Origin of the sequence: Simplicispira psychrophila DSM 11588, from assembly GCF_000688255.1 — a bacterium.
GTDB lineage: Bacteria > Pseudomonadota > Gammaproteobacteria > Burkholderiales > Burkholderiaceae_C > Simplicispira > Simplicispira psychrophila.
This window is the reverse complement of record NZ_JHYS01000010.1, coordinates 19,615-41,955: the sequence shown is the minus strand read 5'-3', so window position 1 is coordinate 41,955 and position 22,341 is coordinate 19,615. Positions and strand designations below refer to the sequence as shown.

17 protein-coding genes are annotated in these 22,341 nt (G+C 63.9%); 4 read left to right on the top strand and 13 right to left on the bottom strand.

The window, feature by feature from the left end:
* Window positions 1-62 precede the first annotated feature (62 nt).
* The 10 genes from Q390_RS18280 to hemC all read right to left on the bottom strand — a co-directional run bounded on the left by Q390_RS18280 (window position 63) and on the right by hemC (window position 11,142).
* Window positions 63-986, bottom strand: coding sequence for an SIR2 family NAD-dependent protein deacylase (locus Q390_RS18280; RefSeq protein WP_084153883.1), 924 nt, complete (start codon window positions 984-986; stop codon window positions 63-65).
* Between the two features lie 91 nt (window positions 987-1,077).
* A complete protein-coding gene (gene galU, locus Q390_RS0111400; RefSeq protein ID WP_027996179.1) occupies window positions 1,078-1,971 on the bottom strand; it encodes a UTP--glucose-1-phosphate uridylyltransferase GalU in 894 nt (297 codons plus the stop codon).
* 41 nt (window positions 1,972-2,012) lie between these two features.
* Window positions 2,013-4,880 carry a valine--tRNA ligase gene (locus Q390_RS0111395; RefSeq protein ID WP_027996178.1) on the bottom strand — a complete coding sequence of 956 codons (2,868 nt, stop codon included), beginning with the start codon at window positions 4,878-4,880 and terminating at the stop codon, window positions 2,013-2,015.
* Window positions 4,881-4,980: 100 nt separating this feature from the next.
* A complete protein-coding gene (locus tag Q390_RS0111390) occupies window positions 4,981-5,553 on the bottom strand; it encodes a YceI family protein (RefSeq protein ID WP_027996177.1) in 573 nt (190 codons plus the stop codon).
* A 62-nt stretch (window positions 5,554-5,615) separates the two neighbouring features.
* Entirely contained in the window at window positions 5,616-6,191 is a 576-nt protein-coding gene (locus tag Q390_RS0111385) for a YceI family protein (RefSeq protein WP_027996176.1), read from the bottom strand.
* A gap of 65 nt (window positions 6,192-6,256) precedes the next feature.
* Complete coding sequence (locus Q390_RS0111380) at window positions 6,257-6,835, bottom strand: cytochrome b (RefSeq protein ID WP_156949891.1); 579 nt, start codon at window positions 6,833-6,835, stop codon at window positions 6,257-6,259.
* Window positions 6,836-6,996: 161 nt separating this feature from the next.
* Window positions 6,997-8,280 (bottom strand): heme biosynthesis protein HemY, encoded by a 1,284-nt coding sequence (locus tag Q390_RS0111375; protein WP_027996174.1) that lies wholly within the window; start codon window positions 8,278-8,280, stop codon window positions 6,997-6,999.
* 20 nt (window positions 8,281-8,300) lie between these two features.
* Entirely contained in the window at window positions 8,301-9,368 is a 1,068-nt protein-coding gene (locus Q390_RS0111370) for a uroporphyrinogen-III C-methyltransferase (protein WP_027996173.1), read from the bottom strand.
* 10 nt (window positions 9,369-9,378) lie between these two features.
* The gene (locus Q390_RS0111365) at window positions 9,379-10,200 is read right to left on the bottom strand and encodes a uroporphyrinogen-III synthase (RefSeq protein WP_027996172.1); all 822 of its coding nucleotides are present in this window, start codon (window positions 10,198-10,200) and stop codon (window positions 9,379-9,381) included.
* 18 nt (window positions 10,201-10,218) lie between these two features.
* Window positions 10,219-11,142: a hydroxymethylbilane synthase gene (gene hemC / locus Q390_RS0111360; RefSeq protein WP_027996171.1), complete on the bottom strand. Its 924-nt coding sequence runs from the start codon at window positions 11,140-11,142 to the stop codon at window positions 10,219-10,221.
* 82 nt (window positions 11,143-11,224) lie between these two features.
* Between hemC and ppc the strand changes: the two genes are divergently transcribed.
* Window positions 11,225-14,068, top strand: a complete 2,844-nt coding sequence (ppc, locus tag Q390_RS0111355; RefSeq protein WP_037472817.1) for a phosphoenolpyruvate carboxylase — start codon at window positions 11,225-11,227, stop codon at window positions 14,066-14,068.
* A gap of 23 nt (window positions 14,069-14,091) precedes the next feature.
* On the opposite strand, the gene Q390_RS0111350 is transcribed toward ppc, so the two are convergent.
* On the bottom strand, window positions 14,092-14,610 hold the full coding sequence (locus Q390_RS0111350; RefSeq protein ID WP_027996169.1) for an ImmA/IrrE family metallo-endopeptidase: 519 nt from the start codon (window positions 14,608-14,610) through the stop codon (window positions 14,092-14,094).
* Window positions 14,611-14,656: 46 nt separating this feature from the next.
* On the opposite strand from Q390_RS0111350, the gene pbpC reads away from it, so the two are divergent.
* From pbpC to Q390_RS0111335, 3 genes are all read left to right on the top strand, one after another.
* Complete coding sequence (gene pbpC, locus Q390_RS0111345; protein WP_051603194.1) at window positions 14,657-16,966, top strand: penicillin-binding protein 1C; 2,310 nt, start codon at window positions 14,657-14,659, stop codon at window positions 16,964-16,966.
* Between the two features lie 92 nt (window positions 16,967-17,058).
* Window positions 17,059-19,332, top strand: a complete 2,274-nt coding sequence (locus Q390_RS0111340; protein ID WP_027996167.1) for a diguanylate cyclase domain-containing protein — start codon at window positions 17,059-17,061, stop codon at window positions 19,330-19,332.
* A gap of 80 nt (window positions 19,333-19,412) precedes the next feature.
* Window positions 19,413-20,576: an alpha-hydroxy acid oxidase gene (locus Q390_RS0111335; protein ID WP_027996166.1), complete on the top strand. Its 1,164-nt coding sequence runs from the start codon at window positions 19,413-19,415 to the stop codon at window positions 20,574-20,576.
* Here the strand turns inward: Q390_RS0111335 and Q390_RS0111330 are convergent.
* Together Q390_RS0111330 and Q390_RS0111325 are read right to left on the bottom strand one after the other, a co-directional pair.
* Window positions 20,573-21,073 (bottom strand): 3-hydroxyacyl-ACP dehydratase FabZ family protein, encoded by a 501-nt coding sequence (locus Q390_RS0111330; protein ID WP_027996165.1) that lies wholly within the window; start codon window positions 21,071-21,073, stop codon window positions 20,573-20,575. The genes Q390_RS0111335 and Q390_RS0111330 overlap by 4 nt on opposite strands.
* A complete protein-coding gene (locus Q390_RS0111325) occupies window positions 21,070-22,332 on the bottom strand; it encodes a beta-ketoacyl-[acyl-carrier-protein] synthase family protein (RefSeq protein ID WP_027996164.1) in 1,263 nt (420 codons plus the stop codon). The genes Q390_RS0111330 and Q390_RS0111325 overlap by 4 nt, the downstream gene beginning before the upstream one ends.
* Window positions 22,333-22,341: the final 9 nt, after the last annotated feature.

The window sequence follows — 22,341 nt, the reverse complement described above, 5'->3', positions numbered from 1 at the left end:
TTCATCGCCCCCTGCGTAACCCACCAATTCAGACGGCGGCGATGGCCAACACATCTGGGCAGCTACTCCAATTGCTTCGGCGTCATCACTGACTCCAGCGGCAGCAGCGGCCGCGACACCACAGGGGGCAGCACATATTCCCAATCTGTCAAATGCTGCTGAATCCGCTGCAACGCCTCTTTAGCCCCCAGTGCAATCTCGATGGCATCGGGGTTGTCGATATTCGATTCGTGCAGGTTGATGCGTACCAGCTGGCTGCCGCGCTGCTGCATCTGCCGGCTGAAGTGGCGCACGGTGGCAATGGCGCGGCCGGCGCCAATCTCTATCACCAGCGGCGGCGTTGGGGCGCTACTTAACCACTGCGCCAGCCGCGTTTGCTGCGTGTCGCTGCGCATGCTGTTCCAGTCGCCATCACCAAACATCAAGATATTCGGTCGCGCCAGTGCGCCGCAATCCGGGCAGCGGGGCAAATCACCGAGCATTTGGCAGGCGGCTTCGTCCACCTGGGGGTGGATGGCGGCGGCGTCCCAGATATGGCCGTTGCAGTTGGCCGTGCATTGCAGCCGGTGGATGGAGCCGTGGTATTCGTAGATGCGCGCCGGCGCAAAGCCGGCTTTGCGAAAATGCCCATCGACGTTGCTGGTGAAGACGAAGGCGCCTTGCGCCATGCGCTGGCTCCACTGGTGGAGCAGCTCAAAGCCAGCGTGTGGCTGGGTGGCGCGGTACAGGCGCAGGCGGTGGCCGTAAAAGCCCCAAGCGGTGCGCGGCTGCTCGTCAAAGGCGCGCGGCGAGGCGATGTCTTCAAAGTGCAGCCCACTGGCCCCCAGCGCCGGGTAGGCGCGCCAAAAGCCGTTGTCACCGCGAAAGTCCGGCATGCCCGAGTCGATGCCCATGCCCGCACCCGCTGCCACCACCATGCCAGAGGCGCGGCGAATCCATTCAGCGGCCAGCGCGAGCTTTTCTTCCAATTGCGGGTCTGCGGTCATGCGGCTGTCCTGATTCTGTTGGTTACTATGCCACTTTAATAGTCAAAACAGCCGCTAGCCCTTTAGATACGTGCGCTAACAGCTATCAATATCAGAGTTCTAACGTCTTCAGGTACTCACGAAACGCTTCGCCCACCTGCGGGTGTTGCAGCGCCAACTCCACCGTGGCTTCTAAGAAACCTTCCTTGCTACCGCAGTCGTAGCGCTTGCCGGCGTACTGGAAGGCGTACACCGCTTCGTGCGCCATCAGGCGGGCGATGGCGTCGGTGAGCTGGATTTCGCCGCCGGCGCCTTTAGGTTGGGTGCGCAGCTGCTCAAAAATCGCCGGTGTCAGGATGTAGCGCCCGGCCACGCCCATGCGCGAGGGGGCATCCTTGACGGCCGGTTTTTCGACGATGCGCTGGATGCGCATCAGTGCGCCACCGGCCGGCTCGCCGGCGACGATGCCGTAGCGATTGACTTGGTCTTGCGGTACTTCCTGCACCGCCAGCATCGAGCGGCCTTGCTGGCGAAAGGCCGCCACCATTTGTGCCAGCACCGATTCGCCGCCCACCGGACCGACCATCAGGTCGTCGGCCAGCAGTACGGCAAACGGCTCGTTGCCGACCAGCGGTTCGGCGCACAGCACGGCATGGCCCAGGCCGAGCGAGCGCGGCTGGCGCACGAACGAGCAGTGCATGTCGTCCGGCATCAGCGAGCGCACCAGCTCCAGCAGCGCGTGCTTGCCGGCGGCCTCCAGTTCGCTTTCCAGTTCGTAGGCGGTGTCGAAATGGTCCTCGATGGCGCGCTTGCTGCGGCCGGTGACAAAGACCATGTGGCGCACGCCAGCGGTGTAGGCTTCTTCGACGGCGTACTGGATCAGCGGTTTGTCTACCACCGGCAGCATCTCTTTGGGCGAGGCTTTGGTAGCGGGCAAGAAGCGCGTGCCCAAGCCGGCCACAGGGAACACGGCTTTACGAACGGGAGCGTTGGTGTGAAGGGTCATGGTGTGATCGGAGTGGGGACGGTGGAGGAGGTGCCTGGGGCTCAGCCCAGACGGGCCAATTGGTCGCGCAGGCGTTCGATGGTGGCGACAAAGTCTGCCACACGTTTCTGCTCTTGGGCGAGAACGGCGGGCGGGGCTTTGGCGACAAAGGCTTCGTTGCCCAGCTTGGCATGGGCCTTGGTGATCTCGCCGTCCAGACGGGTGATTTCTTTGCCCAGACGGAGCTTTTCAGCGGCTACGTCGATTTCCATGTGCAGGCACACGCGTGCTTCGCCGACCACGGCCACGGGGGCGGCTTGTGCGGCGGCTTGCCAGGCGGTTTCGTCGTCAAACACCTTGACTTCGCTCAGCTTGGCCAGCGCTTGCAGCACCGGCGTGGCACCGCGCAAGAACATGCTGTCACCCACGGCAAACATCGGCAGGCGCGTCGAGGGCGAAACGCTCATCTCACCACGCAGCGTGCGGCAGGCATCGACCAGGCCTTTCAGACGGGCGACGTAGGCAATAGCGTCTTCGTCGATTTTTTCAGGCCGTGCTTCGGGGTAATGCGCGATGCTGACCGATTCGCCCGCCAAGCCGGCCACCGGCGCGACCTTTTGCCACAGCTCTTCGGTGATGAACGGAATGATCGGGTGCGCCAAACGCAAGATGGCTTCGAGTACACGGATCAGCGTGCGGCGCGTGGCGCGTTGCTGGGCAGCGTTGCCCGTCTGGATTTGCACCTTGGCGATTTCTAAGTACCAGTCGCAAAACTCGTTCCAGACAAAGTCGTACACCGTGTTGGCGACGTTGTCGAGGCGGTACTCGGCAAAGCCTTTGGCGACTTCGGCCTCGGTTTTTTGCAGTTGCGAGGTGATCCAGCGGTCGCACTGGCTGAACTCCATGGTGCTGCAGTCGGTGGCTGTGACACCGCAGTCCTGGCCTTCGCAGTTCATCAGCACAAAGCGGCTGGCGTTCCACAGCTTGTTGCAGAAGTTGCGGTAGCCCTCGCAGCGCTTGCTATCAAAATTGATGCTGCGGCCCAGACTGGCCAAGGCCGCGAAGGTGAAGCGCAGTGCATCGGCGCCATAAGCGGGGATACCGTCGGGGAATTCTTTTTGCGTGTCCTTGCGCACCCGGGGCGCGGTCTCGGGTTTGCGCAGGCCGGTGGTGCGTTTGTCCAGCAGCGGGGCCAGCGAAATGCCGTCGATCAAGTCCACCGGGTCGAGCACGTTGCCCTCGGACTTGCTCATCTTCTTGCCCTGCGCATCGCGCACCAAGCCGTGGATGTACACATGCTTGAACGGCACGCGACCGGTGAAGTGCGTGGTCATCATGATCATTCTGGCGACCCAGAAAAAGATGATGTCGTAACCGGTCACCAGCACGCTGCTGGGCAGGTACAGGTTGTAGTCGTCGGTAGCGCTGTCGCCTTGGTCAGGCCAGCCCATGGTGCTGAACGGCACCAGCGCAGACGAGTACCAAGTGTCGAGCACGTCGTCATCGCGGCGCAGGGTTTTGCCCGGCGCTTGGACTTGGGCCTCGGCTTCGCTTTTTGCCACGTAGACCTTGCCATCTTCGTCGTACCACGCCGGAATTTGGTGGCCCCACCACAGCTGGCGTGAGATGCACCAGTCTTGGATGTTGTTCATCCACTGGTTGTAGGTGTTGACCCAGTTCTCCGGCACAAACTCGACTTGGCCCGAAGCCACCGCGTCGATGGCTTTTTGCGCAATGCTCTTGCCGGTCGGGTCTTGGTCGCTGACCTTGGTCATGGCGACAAACCACTGGTCGGTCAGCATCGGCTCGACCACTTGGCCGGTGCGGGTGCAAATCGGCACTATCAGCTTGTGCTTTTTGATTTCGACCATCAGGCCAGCGGCTTCCAAGTCGGCGACCACCGCTTTGCGCGCCACAAAGCGATCCATGCCCCGGTACTTTTCTGGCGCTGCGTCGTTGATGGTGGCTTGCAGCGTCAATATGCAAATCATCGGCAGCTTATGGCGCTGGCCGACGGCATAGTCGTTCTGGTCGTGCGCGGGCGTGACTTTGACCACGCCGGTACCAAAGGCTTTATCGACGTAGTCGTCGGCAATCACCGGGATTTGGCGGTCGCACAGCGGCAGCGTGACCATTTGGCCAATCAGGTGGGCGTAGCGCTCGTCTTCGGGATGCACCATCACCGCTACGTCGCCCAACATGGTCTCAGGGCGCGTCGTGGCTACGACCAGTTGACCCGAGCCATCGGCCAGCGGATAGGCGATGTGCCACAGCGAGCCGTCTTTTTCTTCGCTTTCGACTTCGAGGTCGGACACAGCAGATTGCAGTTTTGGATCCCAATTCACCAAGCGCTTGCCACGGTAAATCAGGCCCTGCTGGTACAGCTTGACGAAGGTGTCGGTGACAACGCTGGACAGTTTGTCGTCCATGGTGAAATATTCGCGGCTCCAATCGACGCTGTCGCCCATGCGGCGCATTTGCGTGGTAATCGTGTTACCAGACTGCTCTTTCCATTCCCACACTTTGGAGACGAAGTTTTTACGCGCCTCGGGCGGTGTCGGGCCCATGTCGTGGCGGCTGATGCCCTGCTCTTGCAACTGGCGCTCGACGACGATTTGCGTGGCAATACCCGCGTGGTCGGTGCCGGGCACCCAGACGGTGTTGTCGCCGCGCATCCGGTGGTAGCGCGTCAGGCTGTCCATGATGGTTTGGTTGAACGCGTGCCCCATGTGCAGCGTGCCTGTCACGTTAGGCGGTGGCAGCTGGATGGCGAACGAGGCGGCGTCTGCCTGTGCTACGCCGGTGCCGCGCACACCCGCAGCGCCGTAGCCGCGTTTTTCCCACTCTGGCCCCCAATGGGCCTCCAACGCAGCGGGCTCAAACGATTTGGACAGGCTGGCAAGGCCGGGTTGGGCAGGGGTATCGCTCATGGGGCTCATCGGATTAGGGCAGTGCAAATGAAAACGGCATCCCAAAAGGATGCCGTAGTGTTAGACGAAGGCGGGATGCGCCGATTTTAGCGGGCGGTGTTTACTGCTTGATAGCTTCGATCTGCACCACCAAGCGCACGTTCTTGGCAAAGCCCCAGTCGATGCCGTAGTTCATGCCCCACTGGGTGCGGTCGATGGTGGCTTCAAAGTCGCCGCCGCACACTTCGCGTTTCAGCATCGGGCTTTGGTAGCAGTTGAACTGGTTGGCCTTGAAGGTGACGGGCGCAGTTTTACCCAACAGCGTCAGCTGGCCGGTGACTTCGCTGACCTTGTCGCCATTGAAGTGGAATTTGTCCGAGACGAAATGGATGGTCGGGAACTGCGCGGCGTTGAACAGGTCGGCGCTTTGCAGGTGCTTGTCAAAGGAGGGGGTGCCGGTGTTGATCGAGTTGCTATCGAAGCTGATGTCCACTTTGCCGCTCTTGCCCGCTTTGTCAAATTCCACCGTGCCTTGCTTTTTGTCGAAGCGGCCGCGGTTGACCGAGGCGCCAAAGTGGCTGATCTCGAAGGTCACAAAGGTGTGGGCGGGGTCGATGGCGTATTCGCTGGGTGCGGCGTGGGCGGCACCGGCCAGCAACGTGGCGGCGGCGAGGGCGAAAAAGGTTTTGCGCATGGCAAGGGGCTCCTGCAAAAGGGTGGTGAAAAAAAAGAGAAATGAAAAACGAGGCCGCAGCGTCAGAGTTTGGCGATGCCGGTCAGTACCAGCTTGAATTTGACCTGCACGTCGTTGGCCACCATTGAGGTGTCAGCCCACTCGTTTTCACCGATCTTGTAGGTCAGGCGCTGAAGGGTGAGTGTGCCAGTCGCTGTCGTGTTCGCGCCGTTTTGCACCAGCGTGACGGGTGCCACCACGTCGCGCGCGATGCCTTTGATGCTGAGTTTGCCGGCCACTTCGAATTTGCCGCCACCCAGCGCCTTGATGCTGCTGGACTGGAAGGTGGCTTGCGGAAACTGTGGCACGTTGAACCAGGTGGCCTTGGGCATTTCGGCGTCGGACTCGGGCGCGCCCAGCGTGGCGCTGGCGGTGTCCACAGTAACGGTGATGTGACTGCTGGCCAGTTGCGCAGGGTTGAAGGTGACCTGCGCATCAAATTTTTTGAAGTGTCCTTCCAGCGGCACACCCATCTGGCGCGTGGTGAAACCGATCTGGCTGTCGGCTGGCGCCAGTTTTTGTTGCGCCAGGGCGGGCTGGACGGCTAGCAAGGAGGCGCTGGTTAGCAGCAGGGCAGAGACGATAGAGGAAATTTGCATGGAGGCTTTCAAAAACGGACAAGGCAGATCAGAGTGTGGCAGTGCGCCAGAGGTTCAGTGGCGATTCAGTTGCGCAGCGACATGCGGGTCAGCAGGCCATCGCGGTCGATCCACTGGTGTTTCAGAGCGGCGGCGACATGCAACAGCGCCAGGGCGGCCAGGGTGTAGGCGCTGATCTGGTGCCAGGGCTTGAGGGAGGCCGCCAGTGCCTTGCTCACCGGCACAAAGTCAGGCAGTTGCCACAGGCCCAGAAAAACGATGGGAAAACCCGCTGCCGAGCTGTAGGCCCAGCCGATCAGCGGTACGGCGAAGAACAGCACATACAGCAGGTGGTGCATGCCATGGTGGGCGGCTTTTTGCCAGCCGGGCATGGTTTGTGCCATGGCGACGGGCAAGGCGGGTGGGCGGTGCGTCAGGCGCCACAGCAGGCGCAGCAGCGACAACGCCAATACCGCCACCCCCGCCCATTTATGCCAGTTGTAGAGTTTGAGGCGCTGGGGCGAAAACGGCAGCCCGGTCATATACAGACCCATGCCCAGCATTCCTGCCAGGGCCAGTGCCAGCAACCAGTGCAGGACGATGGCAGTGGAGCTGTAGCGGGCAGGAGCGTTGGCGGCGAAATCGGGGGGTGTGGAAATATTCAAGATACAACAAAAAAGAGTCGAAGGCGCAGTGTAGAAAGCTGATGCTTCTCCAAGTTTCAATGGAATTGTTGCCTTGTTTCAAATAAATTGAATTGACGCGCTCCGACGCCCTTTCACAGCGGCCCCGCACAGGCGGATGTGGGCCGGCGGTGCAGCTGGGCTCAATCGGCCGATGCTAAGGCGGCTGATTTCCAGGCCTGGGCGGCGGCGGTGTGGTCGCCGCGCCGTTCCGACAGCTCGGCCAAGTGCTGCCAGGCGCTGCGGCGTAGGCTGGCGTCGGGCAGTTGCTGCGCCGCTTGCGTCAGCAGTTGTTGAGCCTTGCCCCAGAGTTGGCGCTTAAGACAGGCCATGCCGGCCAGGTATTGCAGGCGGGTGTCGCGCGGGTTGGCTTGCGCGGCCGCTTCGATGCGCGCCAGCCAGTTGCTGTCCACGGCGTCGAGGGCAGATTCCAGCGTGCGCACCAGCCGGGTGGCGTGGTGCTCGGGCAGGGCGCTAGGCGCATCGACCATTTTTTGCCATACCGGCAACAGCCACTGGCGCACCGTGGCCGGCGTACCGCCCAGAGCGACCAACCGCTGCGCGGCGTGGATGACCAGCTCGGGCATGGCGCGCTCGGCGGCTTCGAGCGTTTGCCAGGTGTGTTGCAGTTGCGCCGGGTCGTGGGCGTCGTTGATCAGTTCGATGGCCAAGCCGCGCACGATGCTTTCGCCGGCCTCGGCAGAAAAGGCACGGTGTTTGCTCAGCAGGCGAGCGGTGTCCAGGGCGCTTTGGGTGTGGCGGGCGCGGCGGGCGGCCTTGAGTTTGAGGCGCAGCGCCAGGGTGCGCCGTGCGGCGCCTTGCGGCAAGCTGGTCAGCCAGTCCAGGGCGGCCTGCGGCTCGCGGTTGGCCAGGGCCCAGTGGGCGGCGCGCATCTGGATGCCTTCGCGCAGTTCACGTTCGTGCTGCGTGCCGTTGTCGGGGGCGTGCAGCAGCGCCTGCTGCAAATGGTGGTCGCGCTGGGGCTGGTCTTGCAATGCCTGCGAGGCTTCGGCCGATACCAGGTGGGCCAGGGCGCGCAATTGGTGTGCGTGCGGCACGTGGGCGTCGGCCTGGGCCAGTGTGACTTCCTGGCTCAGCGCTTCCATGGCGGTTTTGCGCGAGCGCAGAAAGCGCCCGGCCATGAACAGCGCCACGGCGTCGAGCATGGCGCCGTGCATGGCCCGCTCTTTCTGGTGCAGACGCCAGCGGCGTGCGCGCCGCGGCAGGGCCAACAGCGTGGCCAGCGCCCGCAGGGCGGCGTACAGCGTGACAAAGCCCAGCGTCAGCAGCAGCAGCACCAAGTTGAGCGAGAGGTCGATGCGGTGGGGCGGCCAGAACAGCGTGACGGTGCCCTGGTTGTTGCCGGCAAACAGGGCCGAGGCCACGGCCACGCCAAACAGAGCCAGAAACCAGAGAGCAGCGCGCATGGGGGTGATTCCTGGCGTGCTTAGCGCCCGGCGGCCGCAGTGGCCAGGGCGGACAGGGTTTCATCCAGGCGTGGCAGTTCGGCGGCCTTCAGGTGGGCCTGGGCTTGTTGCAGCACGGTGGCGGCGCTTTGCGTGCGGCGTGAAGCCGGGTCAAAGTATTTGTTCAGCGCATTGGTGGCGCTGGCCAAGTCGCTGCGCGCCGAGTCGTATTGGCGTGCCAGGAGGCCTAGGCGGGCGTTGAGCAGCTTGAGCTTGAGGTTTTCACGCAGGAAGAAGATTTGATCGGGTGCCAGCAGGACGGCCTCGGGCTGGTCAATGCGGCTCACGCGCACCAGACCCCGGGCCTCGTCGCGCAGCACTTCCCAGCTGCGCTCCAGGGTGGTGCGCCACCAGGGGGCGTCTGCCGCTGCAGCGCTGGTGTCGGCGCTGTCGTCGGTCTGCATACGCGCGTTCATGCGCCGGGCGGAGGCTGCTTGGGCGACGGCGTTGAGCACCGGTAGATCATCTACTTGGCGCACCAATTCGTCGATCTGCGCCAGCAAGCCGGTGGTGTCATTCACGCGGGTGCTGTTCAGGTGCTCCAGGTCATGCCCGATGGCGCGCAGCACCGGTGCCAAGCGCGGTTGCGCGGCGCGTTCGATGCGCTGTTGGGCGCTTTTGAGGGCCGCTACCAGGGGTTCGAGGCTGCCGGTGAGCTGGGCTTGCTGCTGCGCCACGCGGATCGCCGATTCAAGATCGATCACCAGATTTTCGTCGCGCGAGCGCGACAAACTTTGCATCAGATCTTCCAGTTGGCGCCGCTGCAGCGTCACTTCATTCAGGCGGGTTTCGGCCACCGTCAGGCGGGCTGAGGCTTCAATGACCTGCTCTTGCGCTTGGCGTGCGATGGTGCGTGCTTCGATCGCCTGGGTGCCGGTGTCGGCACTTTGCCGTGCCAGTTGCTCTTGGATGACACCGAGTTTTTGCCACAGCAGGCTGCTGCTGACCAAGGCCGCCAGGGCCACTGCGCTGGCGAAATACAGCCCGGCCCGGCGGGCGCTGGTGGGCACGGCGGGTGGGGGCAGGTCGGGGGTGGGCGCAGAACTCATGGGCGCGATTTTAGGAGGCTCGGGGCGCGCCCACAGTGCAGCCGGCTTCGATGGCCGCGGCGACGTCTTCCAGCGCGGGGCGGCATTCGTGTACCGCGCCGAAGCCGGCGGCTCGTGCCGCCTGGGCAATGCGCGGGTGCGTGGCCAACGCGCAGGCGCTGCGCCAGTCTTGGCCGGGCAAGGCAGCGCGCAAATGCGCCAGTGCCTGCGAGCTGCTGAGCAGCCACAGCGCGCCGCTGCGCGCGCCGTCCTGGGCCTGGGTGATTTGCGCTGGCGTGAAGCGGGGCGCGCTGCGCGTGTAGGCCACGACAAATTCGACCTGTCCCCCAGCGGCTTGGATCTGCTGCGCCAGCCAATCGCGCCCGGTGCCCTGCGGCGGTGCGTCGGCTTCAGCGCCGCGCACGATCAGCACGCGGTCGCCGGGGATGATTTGGCTGTGTACTTGCGCCCACAGTGCTTCAGAATCAAACTGCACCGCGTCGTGCGCCGGACAGTCAATCTGCGCGGCTGGAATGCCCAGCCGCTGCAGCGTTTGCGCAGTCCCGGGGCCGGGCGACCATACTCTTGTTTTAATAGCTAATAGCGCTTGACCAGCAAGGGTTAAGGCCGTATTTTCATCAAAAAAATACTGCGCTGCGTTGCCACTGACCAGCATGATGGCGCGGTAGTCGGTGACGCGCTCGCGCACCGCCTGCAGCGCCGGCCCATCGGGCGCCGGGCCAATGGTGATCAAGGGCAGCGCCAGCGCTTCAATGTTGCGCTGCTGCAACGCAGTCACCCACTGCTGCGCTTCGTGCAGCGGGCGGGTGACGATGACGCTCGGGGTGGTCATGTGTGCGTAGCAGCTTGTTTAACCGGCACCACCGGCGCGCAGCTGCGCCGCTACGCCTTCACCCAGATGGTTGGCCTGCTCCAGTGTGATGGCATGGGAACTACCGCTGGCGCGTACCAGCGGCGTGCGGCCTTGCGGGTCGCCCCAGGCGGCGTCCAAATGCAGTACCGCGCCTTCCAGACGCGCGTAGGCGGCCAGTGGCATCGAGCAACTGCCACCCATGCAGCGACTGACGGCGCGCTCAGCGGTGACGCGAATCCACGTCGGCAGGTGTGCCAGTGGCGCCAGCGCTTCGATCAGGTCTTGGCGGCTGCTGCGCACTTCAATGCCCAGCGCCCCTTGGCCTGCGGCGGGCAGCATCTCGGTAGGCGCAAATTCGTGGCGGACGCGCGCGTGCAGTCCCAGGCGTTTGAGGCCCGCGGCGGCCAGCACGATGGCATCGTATTGGCCTTCGTCCAGCTTGCGCAGGCGCGTGTCCAAGTTGCCACGCAGCGGCTCAATCTTCAGGTCGGGGCGCAGCGCCTGCAGCAGCACTTGGCGGCGCAGGCTCGATGTGCCGACCACCGCGCCGTGCGGCAAATCTTGCAAGCTGGCGTATTGCGGCGAGACAAAGGCATCGCGCGCGTCTTCGCGCTCCATCACGCAGGCCAAGGCAAAGCCGTCGGGCAGTTCCATTGGCACGTCTTTGAGCGAATGCACGGCGATGTCGGCACTGCCGTCTTGTAGCGCGGTTTCCAGCTCTTTGACAAACAGGCCTTTGCCGCCAACTTTGCTCAGCGAGCGATCGAGAATTTGATCGCCCAGCGTGGTCATGCCCAGCAGCGAGACATCATGGCCGCGTGCGCGCAGCAGGGTTTGCACATGCTCGGCCTGCCACAGGGCCAGACGGCTTTCGCGTGTGGCGATCACGATGGGGGGGAGAGAGGGATTCACAGACGTCACCGCAGGTCAAGGAAAGGAGCTGGGGATGCTAGCATGGCCAGCTGCAAAAACCCCTCTGGTTGCCCCCAGCCGCCGCCCTCGCATGACTACGCCCCCACTGCCTCCAGACACCCCCGCTGCCCGCAAGAGTGACAAGGACTTGCCGCTGATCCAAGACATTCGCCTGCTGGGGCGCATTCTGGGCGACGTGATCCGCGCTCAAGACGGCGTGGCCGCATTTGATTTGATTGAGCAGGTGCGCCAGCTGTCGGTAGCGTTTCGGCGCGACGCCGACGCGCAGGCCGACAAGGCGCTGAAAAAGCTGCTCAAAGGCCTGAGCGCCGATCAAACCGTCAGCGTCATCCGTGCTTTCACCTATTTTTCACATCTGGCCAACTTGGCCGAAGACCGCCACCATATCCGCCGCCGCACCATCCGCGAGCGCGCCGGGGATACGCAAGAAGGCAGTATCGAAGTGGCGCTGTCGCGCCTGCGCTGGGCCGGCATTGCGCCGCAGCAAATTGCACAGACACTGGCCGAAAGCTACGTTTCGCCGGTGCTGACGGCGCATCCGACCGAAGTGCAGCGCAAAAGCATTTTGGATGCCGAGCGCGACATTGCCCGGCTGCTGGCCGAGCGCGGCGACATCACCGAGCGCGCCCAGCTCTACAACGCCGCCCGCGACGCCCTGACGCCGCGCGCGCTGGCCGCCAACGAGGCGCAACTGAGCGCCCGCGTGGCGCAGCTGTGGCAAACGCGGCTGCTGCGCTACAGCAAATTGACGGTGGCCGATGAAATTGAAAACGCCCTGAGCTATTACGAAGCGACGTTCTTGCGTGAAATTCCAAAGATTTACGCCAACCTAGAGCGTGATTTGGGCCAAGACAAGGTGCATAGCTTTTTGCGCATGGGCCAGTGGATTGGCGGCGACCGCGACGGCAACCCCAACGTCAGCGCCGCTACCTTGGTGCAAGCGCTGCAGCGCCAAAGCGAAGTCGCGCTGCGCCACTACCTGACCGAAGTGCATTTGCTGGGCGGTGAGCTGTCGCTGTCAGACCACTTGGTCGAAGTCACGCGCGAAATGCAGCAGTTGGCCGACAGCTCACCCGACACCAACCAGCACCGCCAAGACGAGCCCTACCGCCGTGCGTTGACCGGCATTTACGCGCGTTTGGCGGCCACGTTGCGCGATTTGAGCGGTGGCGAATCGGCGCTCCATGCCGTGATGCCGCAAAACGCTTATGCCAATGCAGGCGAATTTTTGCTGCAACTGCGCACCATCGAAGCCTCGCTGCAAGCGCACCACGGCGCGGCGCTGGCGCTGGAGCGCTTGCAGCCGCTGATACGCGCGGTGCAGGTGTTTGGTTTCCATCTGGCGACAGTGGATTTGCGCCAAAGCTCCGACCAGCACGAGCGCGTCGTCGCCGAACTGTTGGCGGTCGCCCGCATCGAGCCGGACTACAGTGCCCTGACCGAAGACGGTAAACGTGCCGTGCTGATGCGCCTGTTGCAAGACGCGCGCCCACTGCGCGTGCACAGCGTCGATTACAGCGAACACACCCAATCAGAGTTGGCGATTTTCGACACGGCGCGGCAGATGCGCCAGCGCTACGGCGCGGACGCCATTCGCCACTACATCATCAGCCACACCGAAACCGTCAGCGACTTGCTGGAAGTGCTGTTGCTGCAAAAAGAAGTCGGCTTGATGCGCGGCACGCTGGACGGCCAAGCGCAGGCGGATTTGATTGTGGTGCCGCTGTTTGAAACCATTGAAGACCTGCGCAACGCCGCGCCGATCATGCGCGAGTTCTATGCGCTGGCCGGCATCGCCGCGCTGGTGGTGCGCGGCGGCGCCGAGCAGGACATCATGCTGGGCTACTCCGACAGCAACAAGGACGGCGGCATTTTCACCAGCAACTGGGAGCTGTACCGCGCCGAGATTGCGCTGGTCACGCTGTTTGATGAACTGTCCAGCGGTGTGAACGGTGTCGGTGCCACCCCCATTCGGCTGCGGATGTTCCATGGCCGAGGCGGCACCGTCGGGCGCGGCGGTGGCCCGAGCTACCAAGCCATCTTGGCGCAACCGCCCGGCACGGTACGCGGCCAAATCCGCCTGACCGAGCAGGGCGAGGTGATTGCTTCCAAATACGCCAACCCCGAGATTGGCCGGCGCAACCTCGAAACCTTGGTCGCCGCCACCCTCGAAGCCACGCTGCTGCAGCCAACCAAATCGGCCACGCCGGCCTTTTTGGAGGCCGCTGCGCAGTTGTCCACCGCCAGCATGGGCGCTTACCGTGAGCTGGTCTATGAAACGCCCGGTTTTACCGACTACTTCTTCAGCGCCACCCCCATCCGCGAGATTGCCGAACTGAATATCGGCTCGCGCCCCGCGTCGCGCAAGCCGTCGCAAAAAATTGAAGACCTGCGCGCTATTCCCTGGGGTTTTAGCTGGGGCCAGTGCCGCCTGACCCTGCCCGGTTGGTACGGCTTTGGTGCGGCCTTTGAGGCGTTTCTCAATACCCCCGGCAAAGACCCCAAAGCCCAGCTGGCGCTGCTGCGCAAGATGTACCGCCAGTGGCCGTTTTTCAGCACGCTGCTGTCGAACATGGACATGGTGCTGGCCAAGAGCGACCTGGCACTGGCGTCCCGCTACAGCGAACTGGTCACCGATGCGCGTCTGCGCAAAAAGGTGTTTGGCGCCATCGAGGCCGAATGGCACCGCACCGCCGATGCCCTGACGCGCATCACCGGTGACAAGCAGCGCCTGACGCACAACACCGCGCTGGCGCGTTCGATTCGCCACCGTTTTCCGTACATCGACCCGCTGCACCATTTGCAAGTGGAGTTGGTACGCCGCTGGCGCAACGGCGAGGGCGATGACCGGGTGCAGTTGGGCATCCACATCACCATCAACGGCATTGCGGCCGGTTTGCGCAATACCGGTTGAGGTTGCCGCGCCTGGGCTGTTGTTTATTCCAGCAGCAGCCGGTTGACCTGCAAGGTCAGCGGCTTGGCCAGGCGCAAATCCAGGTCAGCCAGGCGCTGCTTGATCAAACTGGGCGGCACGTGAAACAGGTGCGCCAGTGCCTGCAGATCGCCGACGCGCATATCGCACACGCTGTAGGCCAGCACCGAGGCCGGAATCATCAGCGCCAGCGCGAACTGGTGCGCCTCGCTGTGGATGCGCTGGCGGTGATCGACCCGGAAGTCGTCGGGGATGTGCAGCAGCAGCCCGGTGCCGGGGCGCAGGTGGTGCAGCGCCCGGTGGCCCAGGGCTTGGGCAACGCCGTAGCGCTGCAGCAGCAGCGGGTGGCGCGTGCCAATGGTGATGCGGGCGTGGTTGCTGGCACTGATATCAATGCAGACGCAGGGCTCTAGCGTGTCGCTCAGGGCGACGGTAACCCCCATTTTTTTGGCAATGCGTGCCAGATTCACCGGTACCGACTGGTCCCAGTGCAGTTTCAGGATGCCTTCCGCAAATAATGCCATGGGGCATTATCGGGTGATGTTTGCCTGTATTTGTTCTTTCTTGTCGATGCGAAGCCGCCTCCGGTCGGGGCGTTTTTTTACTCTTGTTTTAATAGCATATAGCGCTTTTCCTGCCTGGGCTGTAGCCACTTTTGATGAGATAAAGAGCGGTTTTCGACCCTCCGATACGCTGGTGCTGTCGCGCGAGGGCGAGGTGCTGCAGCGTGTGCGCACCGATGCCAGCGTGCGCCGAGGCCAGTGGGTGGCGCTGGCCGATGTCTCACCCGCCCTGCGCACCGCGCTGGTGCTGAGCGAGGACAAGCGTTTTTACGCCCACAGCGGCGTGGACTGGCAGGCGGTGTCCGCAGCGGCGTGGGGCAATCTGTGGAACCAGCGCACCCGCGGCGCCAGCACCATCACCATGCAGTTGGCCGGCTTGCTCGATGGCCCGCAGCTGCTGGACTTGCGCCAGCGCCCCGGCGGGCGCGGTGTGGTGCAAAAGCTCGGCCAGACGGTGGTGGCGCAGGTGCTGGACCGGCGTTGGAGCAAGCTGCAAATTCTGGAGGCCTACCTGAATCTGGTGCCGTTTCGCGGTGAACTGGTGGGTATTGATGCGCTCAGTCGCACCTTGTTTGGCAAGGCGGCGCACGGGCTGGACGCACGCGAGGCCGCCGTCGCCGCCGCGCTGGTGCGTGCGCCCAATGCCCGCGCGGCGCTGGTGGCGCAGCGCGCCTGTGCAGTGCTGCGCGAGATGGCGGCGCCTGGCGGAACGGTGGCCAAGCCCGATTGCGAGGCACTGGATTTGTTGACTACCGGCGCGCTGCAGCGCCGTGATTACGCCGCCAGCGAGGGCGTGGCGCCACACTTTGCCCGGCGCCTGTTGGTGCAAGCGGCGCAGGCGGCGGCAGATAAAAAATCACCCTCGGCCCTGCGTTTGACCTCGACGCTGCGCGCACCCCTGCAGCGCTTTGCCGTGCAGACGCTGGCGCAGCAGTTGCGCGAACTGCGCGGCGCCCATGTGGAAGATGGCGCCGTGCTGGTGCTGGACAACGCCAGCGGCGAGGTGCTGGCCTGGGTCGGCTCGTCGGGGTCGTTGAGCCAAGCGGCGGAAGTCGATGCCGTGCTGGCGCTGCGCCAACCCGGCTCCACGCTGAAACCCTTCTTGTATGCACAGGCCATCGCCGAACGCCGGTTGACGGCCGCCTCGCTGATCGACGACGCGCCGGCGCACATTCCGACCAGCAGCGGGCTCTACATTCCGCAAAATTACGACCGCCAGTTCAAAGGATGGGTGTCGCTGCGCACCGCGCTGGCGTCGTCGCTGAACGTGCCGGCGGTGCGCGCGCTGGTGATGGTGTCGCCCGATGCCTTCTTTCGGCAACTGCAGGCCGTCGGGCTGCCGCTGCGCGAGAGTGGTGGCTACTTTGGCTACAGCCTGGCGCTGGGCAGCAGCGAGGTGCAGTTGCTGCAGCTGGGCAACGCCTTTCGCACCTTGGCCAATGGCGGGCGCTTTAGCCCGGTGGCGCCGGCGTTGTTGCCGGCGCGGGCTGCGCCGGTGGTCTTCCAGCGCGCGCTGGACGAAAACGCCGCTTTCATCGTCGGCGATATCCTGTCCGACCCGAACGCCCGCGCCCGCACTTTTGGCACCGACAGCGTGCTGGCGACGCGCTTTTGGACGGCGGTGAAAACCGGCACCAGCAAAGACATGCGCGACAACTGGGCCGTCGGTTGGTCGCAGCGCTACACCGTCGGCGTGTGGGTCGGCAATGCCAGCGGCGCGGCCATGCACGATGTCAGCGGTAGCAGCGGCGCCGCGCCGGTGTGGGCCGCTGTCATGGCCTATTTGCACGCGCAGCAGACCAGCCGCGCGCCGGCAGCGCCGCGTGGGCTGGTGTCGGCGCCAGTGCACTTTGGGGCGGCGCCGGGCCAGGCAGAACCGTCGGTGCCGTTGGAAGCAGCGCGCCAAGAATGGTTTCTGCCGGGCACACAGCAGGCGTTATTTGCTATTGAAAACAGAGCTAATACCGCACTAACTGTAAGCGCTAGAGGCCCAAAAGACCATAAATCGAAGGCGATGGCGGCTGTTTCTGACGCTGATTTGACGGCGGTGCGCATTGCCCAGCCGGTCAGCGGCGCCATCGTGGCGCTGGATCCGGACATTCCGCCGGCGCACCAGCGTGTGCATCTGGTAGCGTCGCCGGCGCCGGCCGGTGCACGCCTGCGCTGGCGCCTAGACGGCAAGTTGCTGGGCGAGGGCGCGCAGCGCGCGTGGCCCCCTTGGCCGGGACGCCACACGCTGCAGCTGACCGATGGCAAGGGGCAAGTGCTGGACGAAATTCGCCTGGAAGTGCGCGGTGCTGGCGTGCGGGTGCACTGAAATCGCAGGCACGTCCATGGGGCCTTTGCAGTGCGTCAACGCAAAAAACCACAACCTTTTACAATTTTTGGTTTTCAATTTTTCTGGAGCGTATGCGCTTGTCTCTTTCTCGTCGCCTGATCGTGCTGGCTTTACTGCTGTCGCTGGGGATTGGTGCGCTGTTTGCGCGCGCCATCCTGACCATTCGGGACGATGAGTGGAATTACGCTCGCACCACCAATAGCAATCTGGTACAGGCCTTGGAGAAAAGCGTGGCGCGCACGCTGGACAGCCTGGACCGCTCGATGGTCGGGATGGCCGCTGCGATCAACCGGCCTGATGTCATGGCGCTGGCGCCCGATTTGCGCGCCCTGGTGCTGTTTGACCACTCACTGCGCTCGCCGGAGGTGGCGGCGGTGAGCGTCAGCGATGCGCACGGCAACATCGTGCTGCGCGGTAATGGCGCCCTGCCCGGGCAGGTGAACATTGCTGCGAAGGATTATTTCGTCGCGCACAGCAGCGGCGCACAAGAGGGCCTGTATATCGGCAAGCCCCAGAGCACGCACCTGAGCGAGGAGTTTGCGTTGCCCCTGAGCCGGGCCTATTTTGATCGCCACGGCGCGTTCGCCGGAGTGGTGGTGGTAGCGGTGCGGCTGAGCTACTTCAATGACTTATTACGCGCGCTGGATCTGGGGCCCCAGAGCGGCGCCAATTTGTTTCGCAGCGATGGCCTGGTGCTGGCGCGCTATCCGTACAAGGGCGCCGATGTCGGGCGCAGCATTGCCGGTACGCCGAACATGCTGCAGTTGCAGGCCAGTACCCGGGGGACATTTATCGGCACCGCCACGCTCGATGGCGTGCGGCGTCTCTACTCCTTCCAGCACGTCGGCGCCTATCCCTTGATCGTCAATACGGCACAAGCGACCGACACCATCCTGGCGGATTGGGGGCGCAACGCCTGGTTGTTGGGCAGTTTTGCGCTGGTACTGATGGCTGCCTGCGTTGGTCTGTCGGTGCTGTTTGTGCGCGAGCTGGGGCAGCGCCAGCGGGTCAGTGCACAACTGCAGCGGGCTGAGCACGATGTGCGCACCATTCTGGACAACTTGCCCTCGATGGTGTCGTATTGGGATTGCGATCAGTGCAATCGCTTTGCCAATCAGGCCTATCAGCACTGGTTTGGCGTGACTGCCGAGGCGCTGCGCAATAAGCACATCAGCGCCGTGTTGGGTGCGGTGGCCTACGCCCACACAGAGCCGTATATCGAGCGGGCACTGCAGGGCCAACGGCAATTGTTTGAGCGCACCATGCGCGATGCCCAGGGCGTTGAGCGCTTCACCATCGTCTCTTATGTGCCCGATATGGACAGCGCTCTCCCCCCGGGTGCGGCGGCGGTGCGCGGCGTGTTTGTCCAGATCACCGACATCACCGAGCGCAAGCGCATGGAGAACGAGCTGTTTGAAGAAAAAGAGCTGATGCGCCTGACGCTGCAGTCGATTGGCGATGCCGTGTTGTGTACCGATGCCAACGCCTGCGTGACCTACATCAACCCCGTGGCCGAGCGCATGACCGGCTGGCGGGCTTTTGCTGCGGCCGGCCAGCACATTGACAAGGTGGCGCCGCTGTGCGTGGCCGGCAGTGGGGCGAGCGATGCCAGCCCGCTGTGCCAGGCGCTGGCACATGCGCGCACGGTCGGGCCGACGCCCGGGGTGGTGCTGCAGCGTGCCGACGGCCAGCAGTTTGATGTCGAAGAATCGGCCAGCCCGATCACCGATCGCCACGGCCAGGTGACCGGCGCCGTGATGGTGCTGCACGATGTCACCGAGTCCGTGGCCATGGCGGCGCGGCTGGCCCGCCTAGCGCACTACGACGCTTTGACCGATTTACCCAACCGTGTGCTGTTGCAAGACCGTGCTGCCCAGGCACTGGCGCTGGCGCGGCGCGCCGGCCAGCAGGTGGCGGTGCTGTATTTGGATCTGGATGGCTTCAAGCAGATCAACGACACGCTGGGCCATGAGGTGGGCGACCTGTTGCTGATCGAGTTTGCCCAGCGCCTGGGCGCCGTGGTGCGCCAGTCCGACAGCGTTTGTCGCCAGGGCGGTGATGAATTTGTCGTGCTGTTGCCGGGACTGGAGAGCGTGGAGCAGGCCTGTGTGGTGGCGCGCAAAATTTTGGCCATCTGCGCGCAGTCGCTGCAAGTGCACGAGTGCGCGCTGCGCATCGGTGTGAGTGGGGGCATTGCCATGTTCCCGCAGCACGGCGAGACCTTCGAAGAACTGGCGCGCAATGCCGATGAAGCCATGTACGCCGCCAAGCGGGCCGGCCGGATGCAGTTTCGCCTGTTTGTGGGCGAAGGGATGGCACCCCAGCGGGTTGCTGACGCCGCCTGACGCTGCGTTTTTTCGCTCTGGGCAGCAGCCTGCGCCGCCCCTAACATGCACGCACCCGCCGCCATACCAGGAGCCCCCGCATGACCGATTTGTCCAAAATAACCTGCATTGAAGATTTGCGCGTGATCGCCCAGCGCCGCGTGCCGCGCATGTTTTACGACTACGCCGACTCCGGTTCGTGGACCGAAAGCACCTACCGCGCCAATTCGGACGACTTCCAGCGCATCAAGCTGCGCCAGCGCGTGGCGGTGAACATGCAGGGCCGCAGCACCGGGACCAAAATGGTGGGTGTGGACGTGAAGATGCCGGTGTGCATTGCGCCCGTCGGCCTGACCGGTATGCAGAGCGCCGACGGCGAGATCAAGGCGGCCCGCGCGGCAGAAAAATTTGGCATCCCGTTCACCTTGTCCACCATGAGCATCTGCTCGATCGAGGACGTGGCCGCGCACACCACCGTGCCGTTCTGGTTTCAGCTGTACATGATGCGCGATCGCAGCGCGATGGCGGCCATGATCGAGCGCGCCCGCAGCGCCGGCTGCAGCGCGCTGGTGCTGACGCTGGATCTGCAGGTGATTGGCCAGCGTCACAAGGACATCAAGAACAACATGCGCGCCTCGGTCATCCCGTCGCTGGGCAATCTGCTGGACATGGCGACCAAGCCGCGCTGGTGCTTAGGCATGTTGGGTACGCGCCGGCATACGTTTCGCAACCTGGTCGGTCACGTCAAGGGGGTCAGCGACATGAAGTCGCTGGCGTCGTGGACCAACGAGCAGTTCGATCCGACGCTGTCGTGGGCCGACGTGGCCTGGGTCAAAGCGCAGTGGGGTGGCAAGCTGATTTTGAAGGGCATCCAGGACGTGGAAGATGCCCGGCTGGCGGTGCACAGCGGTGCCGACGCCATCGTCGTCAGCAACCACGGCGGCCGCCAGCTGGACGGTGCGCCGTCGAGCATCAGCGCACTGCCAGCCATCGTGGCGGCGGTGGGCGAGCAGATCGAGGTGTGGATGGACGGCGGTATCCGCTCGGGACAGGACGTGCTCAAGGCGTGGGCGCTGGGCGCACGCGGCACCATGATTGGCCGCGCCATGGTCTATGGCCTGGGCGCCTACGGCGAGGTCGGCGTGACCAAGGCACTGGAGATGATCCACAAGGAGCTGGACGTCACCATGGCGTTCTGCGGCCACACCGACATTCAGACGGTGGATCGGTCGATCCTGATGCCTGGCACTTACCCGTTGCCCTAAACCGCTGTAGGCGCGCCGGGCAGCTGGTTTCTATCGACGTAGGCCACCAGGGTTTCCAGCTGCGCCACTTCGATGCCGTCTACCAGCGCCTGGGCGCTGACCTGTACCGCCTCCGTACCGATCTGGCGGCAGGTAATTTCAAAAACAACGTCCTGCTCTGGCAGCACCGGGTGTTTGAAGGCACAGCGCCGCACCGACGCCAGCACACCGATGCGTTCGCCGGGCAAGGACTGCACGTAGGCATCGGCACTCAGCAATCCGGCACCGGCCAGCTGGGTCACCGCTTCAATCAACATCACGCCAGGCACCAGCGGGTAGCCGGGGAAATGCCCTTGAATCAGGGCGTTGTCCAGCGGCCAGTGGGCGGTGGCAGTGTAGCGGCGCGGGCCCTGGGCAATCAGTTGCTGGCAGGCAAATATGGGCCCCCGATGGGGCAGCAATTGTTCAATCGCCTGGCGATCCAGGGTGAAAGGAAACGCTGGAATGGTTGGCGTCATGGGGCGGTAAATCGGCGTGCTATCAGTGATACATTGCTGCCGCCGAAGGCGAAGGAGTTGGACATCACCGCCTCTACGTGGCAGCCGTGGCGTGCTTGCAGCGGGATGTAGTCCAGATCACAGCGGGGATCGGGCTGGTCCAGGTGGGCCGTCGGTGGCAGAGATCCGCTGTTCAGCGCCTCGATGCTCAGCGCCAGTTCCAAGGCACCGGTGGCGCCAATCAGGTGGCCGTGCATGGACTTGGTGGAGCTGACCGCCAGCTGCCGGGCGGCGCTGCCAAAGGCCAGGTGAATGGATTGCGTTTCGATCACGTCGCCGGCATCTGTGGCGGTGCCATGGGCATTGAGGTACTGGATCTGTTCAGGCGCCAGATCAGCTTCTTGCAGCGCCTGCTGCATGGCATCGGCTTGGCCGTCGATACTGGGTGCGGTCAGGTGTTGGGCATCACTGCTGCAGCCGTAGCCGGCCAGTTCGGCCAGCGCCCGGGCACCGCGCTGCGTGCTGCGCGCGGCGCTTTCCAGTACCAGCGCGGCGGCGCCTTCACCAATCACAAAGCCGCTGCGGTCACGGGAGAACGGGCGGCAGCTGCGCGATGGGTCGTGGGTATCGGCTTTTGCCATGACGCGCAAGGCATTCCAGCCCAGCATGGCGCCGGGGTTGAGCATGGCTTCGGTGCCTATCACCACCGCCGCATCCAGATAACCATGGCGGATAGACCGATAGGCTTCGCCGATGGCAATGGCCGAAGAGGCACAGGCGACTGAATAGGTATTGCTCGGCCCCAGCAACCCGTACCGCATGGTGATGGCAGCCGCAGCGGCATTGGCCATGATGCGCGGCACCGTCAGCGGGTGCATGACGGTGGGGTCTTTGTGCTGCAGGGTCGGGTCGGACAACGTGTTGTAAAAGCGCGCGTACAGGCTGTCACTGGTTTGTGAGCCGCCAAAGCCAATGCCGACGAAGACGCCCACACGCCGTGCGTCGGTGGGTGGGCAAGAAAAATCAGCGTCGGCAAGGGCTTGTGCGGCAGCCACCAGTGCGAACTGCGTGGCGCGGTCCAGCCCTTGGTCAGCACGTCCCAGCAAGGTGTGTGGGTCTGCGCTGGCCTGGGCCAGCACGAGGTGCGGGAGTCTGGCTGCTATATCGGGGGGGCAGGGGGCTATGCCGCTGCGCGCTTGCAGGGCCGCAGCAAAGGCGCTGGCTTTGTCGGCGCCGAGAGGGCAAATGATGCCGGAGCCGGTGACAACAACCTTATACACAAAAGGTCA

What these genes read in the sequence shown, in the direction of transcription:
- pbpC (WP_051603194.1), top strand. Translation starts at nt 14,657, where the DNA reads ATGCGAAGCCGCCTCCGGTCGGGGCGTTTTTTTACTCTTGTTTTAATA.
- Q390_RS0111330 (WP_027996165.1), bottom strand. Translation starts at nt 21,073, where the DNA reads ATGACGCCAACCATTCCAGCGTTTCCTTTCACCCTGGATCGCCAGGCG.
- Q390_RS0111365 (WP_027996172.1), bottom strand. Translation starts at nt 10,200, where the DNA reads ATGACCACCCCGAGCGTCATCGTCACCCGCCCGCTGCACGAAGCGCAG.
- Q390_RS0111340 (WP_027996167.1), top strand. Translation starts at nt 17,059, where the DNA reads ATGCGCTTGTCTCTTTCTCGTCGCCTGATCGTGCTGGCTTTACTGCTG.
- Q390_RS0111390 (WP_027996177.1), bottom strand. Translation starts at nt 5,553, where the DNA reads ATGCGCAAAACCTTTTTCGCCCTCGCCGCCGCCACGTTGCTGGCCGGT.
- galU (WP_027996179.1), bottom strand. Translation starts at nt 1,971, where the DNA reads ATGACCCTTCACACCAACGCTCCCGTTCGTAAAGCCGTGTTCCCTGTG.
- Q390_RS0111375 (WP_027996174.1), bottom strand. Translation starts at nt 8,280, where the DNA reads ATGCGCGCTGCTCTCTGGTTTCTGGCTCTGTTTGGCGTGGCCGTGGCC.
- Q390_RS0111395 (WP_027996178.1), bottom strand. Translation starts at nt 4,880, where the DNA reads ATGAGCGATACCCCTGCCCAACCCGGCCTTGCCAGCCTGTCCAAATCG.
- ppc (WP_037472817.1), top strand. Translation starts at nt 11,225, where the DNA reads ATGACTACGCCCCCACTGCCTCCAGACACCCCCGCTGCCCGCAAGAGT.
- Q390_RS0111370 (WP_027996173.1), bottom strand. Translation starts at nt 9,368, where the DNA reads ATGAGTTCTGCGCCCACCCCCGACCTGCCCCCACCCGCCGTGCCCACC.
- Q390_RS0111350 (WP_027996169.1), bottom strand. Translation starts at nt 14,610, where the DNA reads ATGGCATTATTTGCGGAAGGCATCCTGAAACTGCACTGGGACCAGTCG.
- Q390_RS0111335 (WP_027996166.1), top strand. Translation starts at nt 19,413, where the DNA reads ATGACCGATTTGTCCAAAATAACCTGCATTGAAGATTTGCGCGTGATC.
- Q390_RS18280 (WP_084153883.1), bottom strand. Translation starts at nt 986, where the DNA reads ATGACCGCAGACCCGCAATTGGAAGAAAAGCTCGCGCTGGCCGCTGAA.
- Q390_RS0111385 (WP_027996176.1), bottom strand. Translation starts at nt 6,191, where the DNA reads ATGCAAATTTCCTCTATCGTCTCTGCCCTGCTGCTAACCAGCGCCTCC.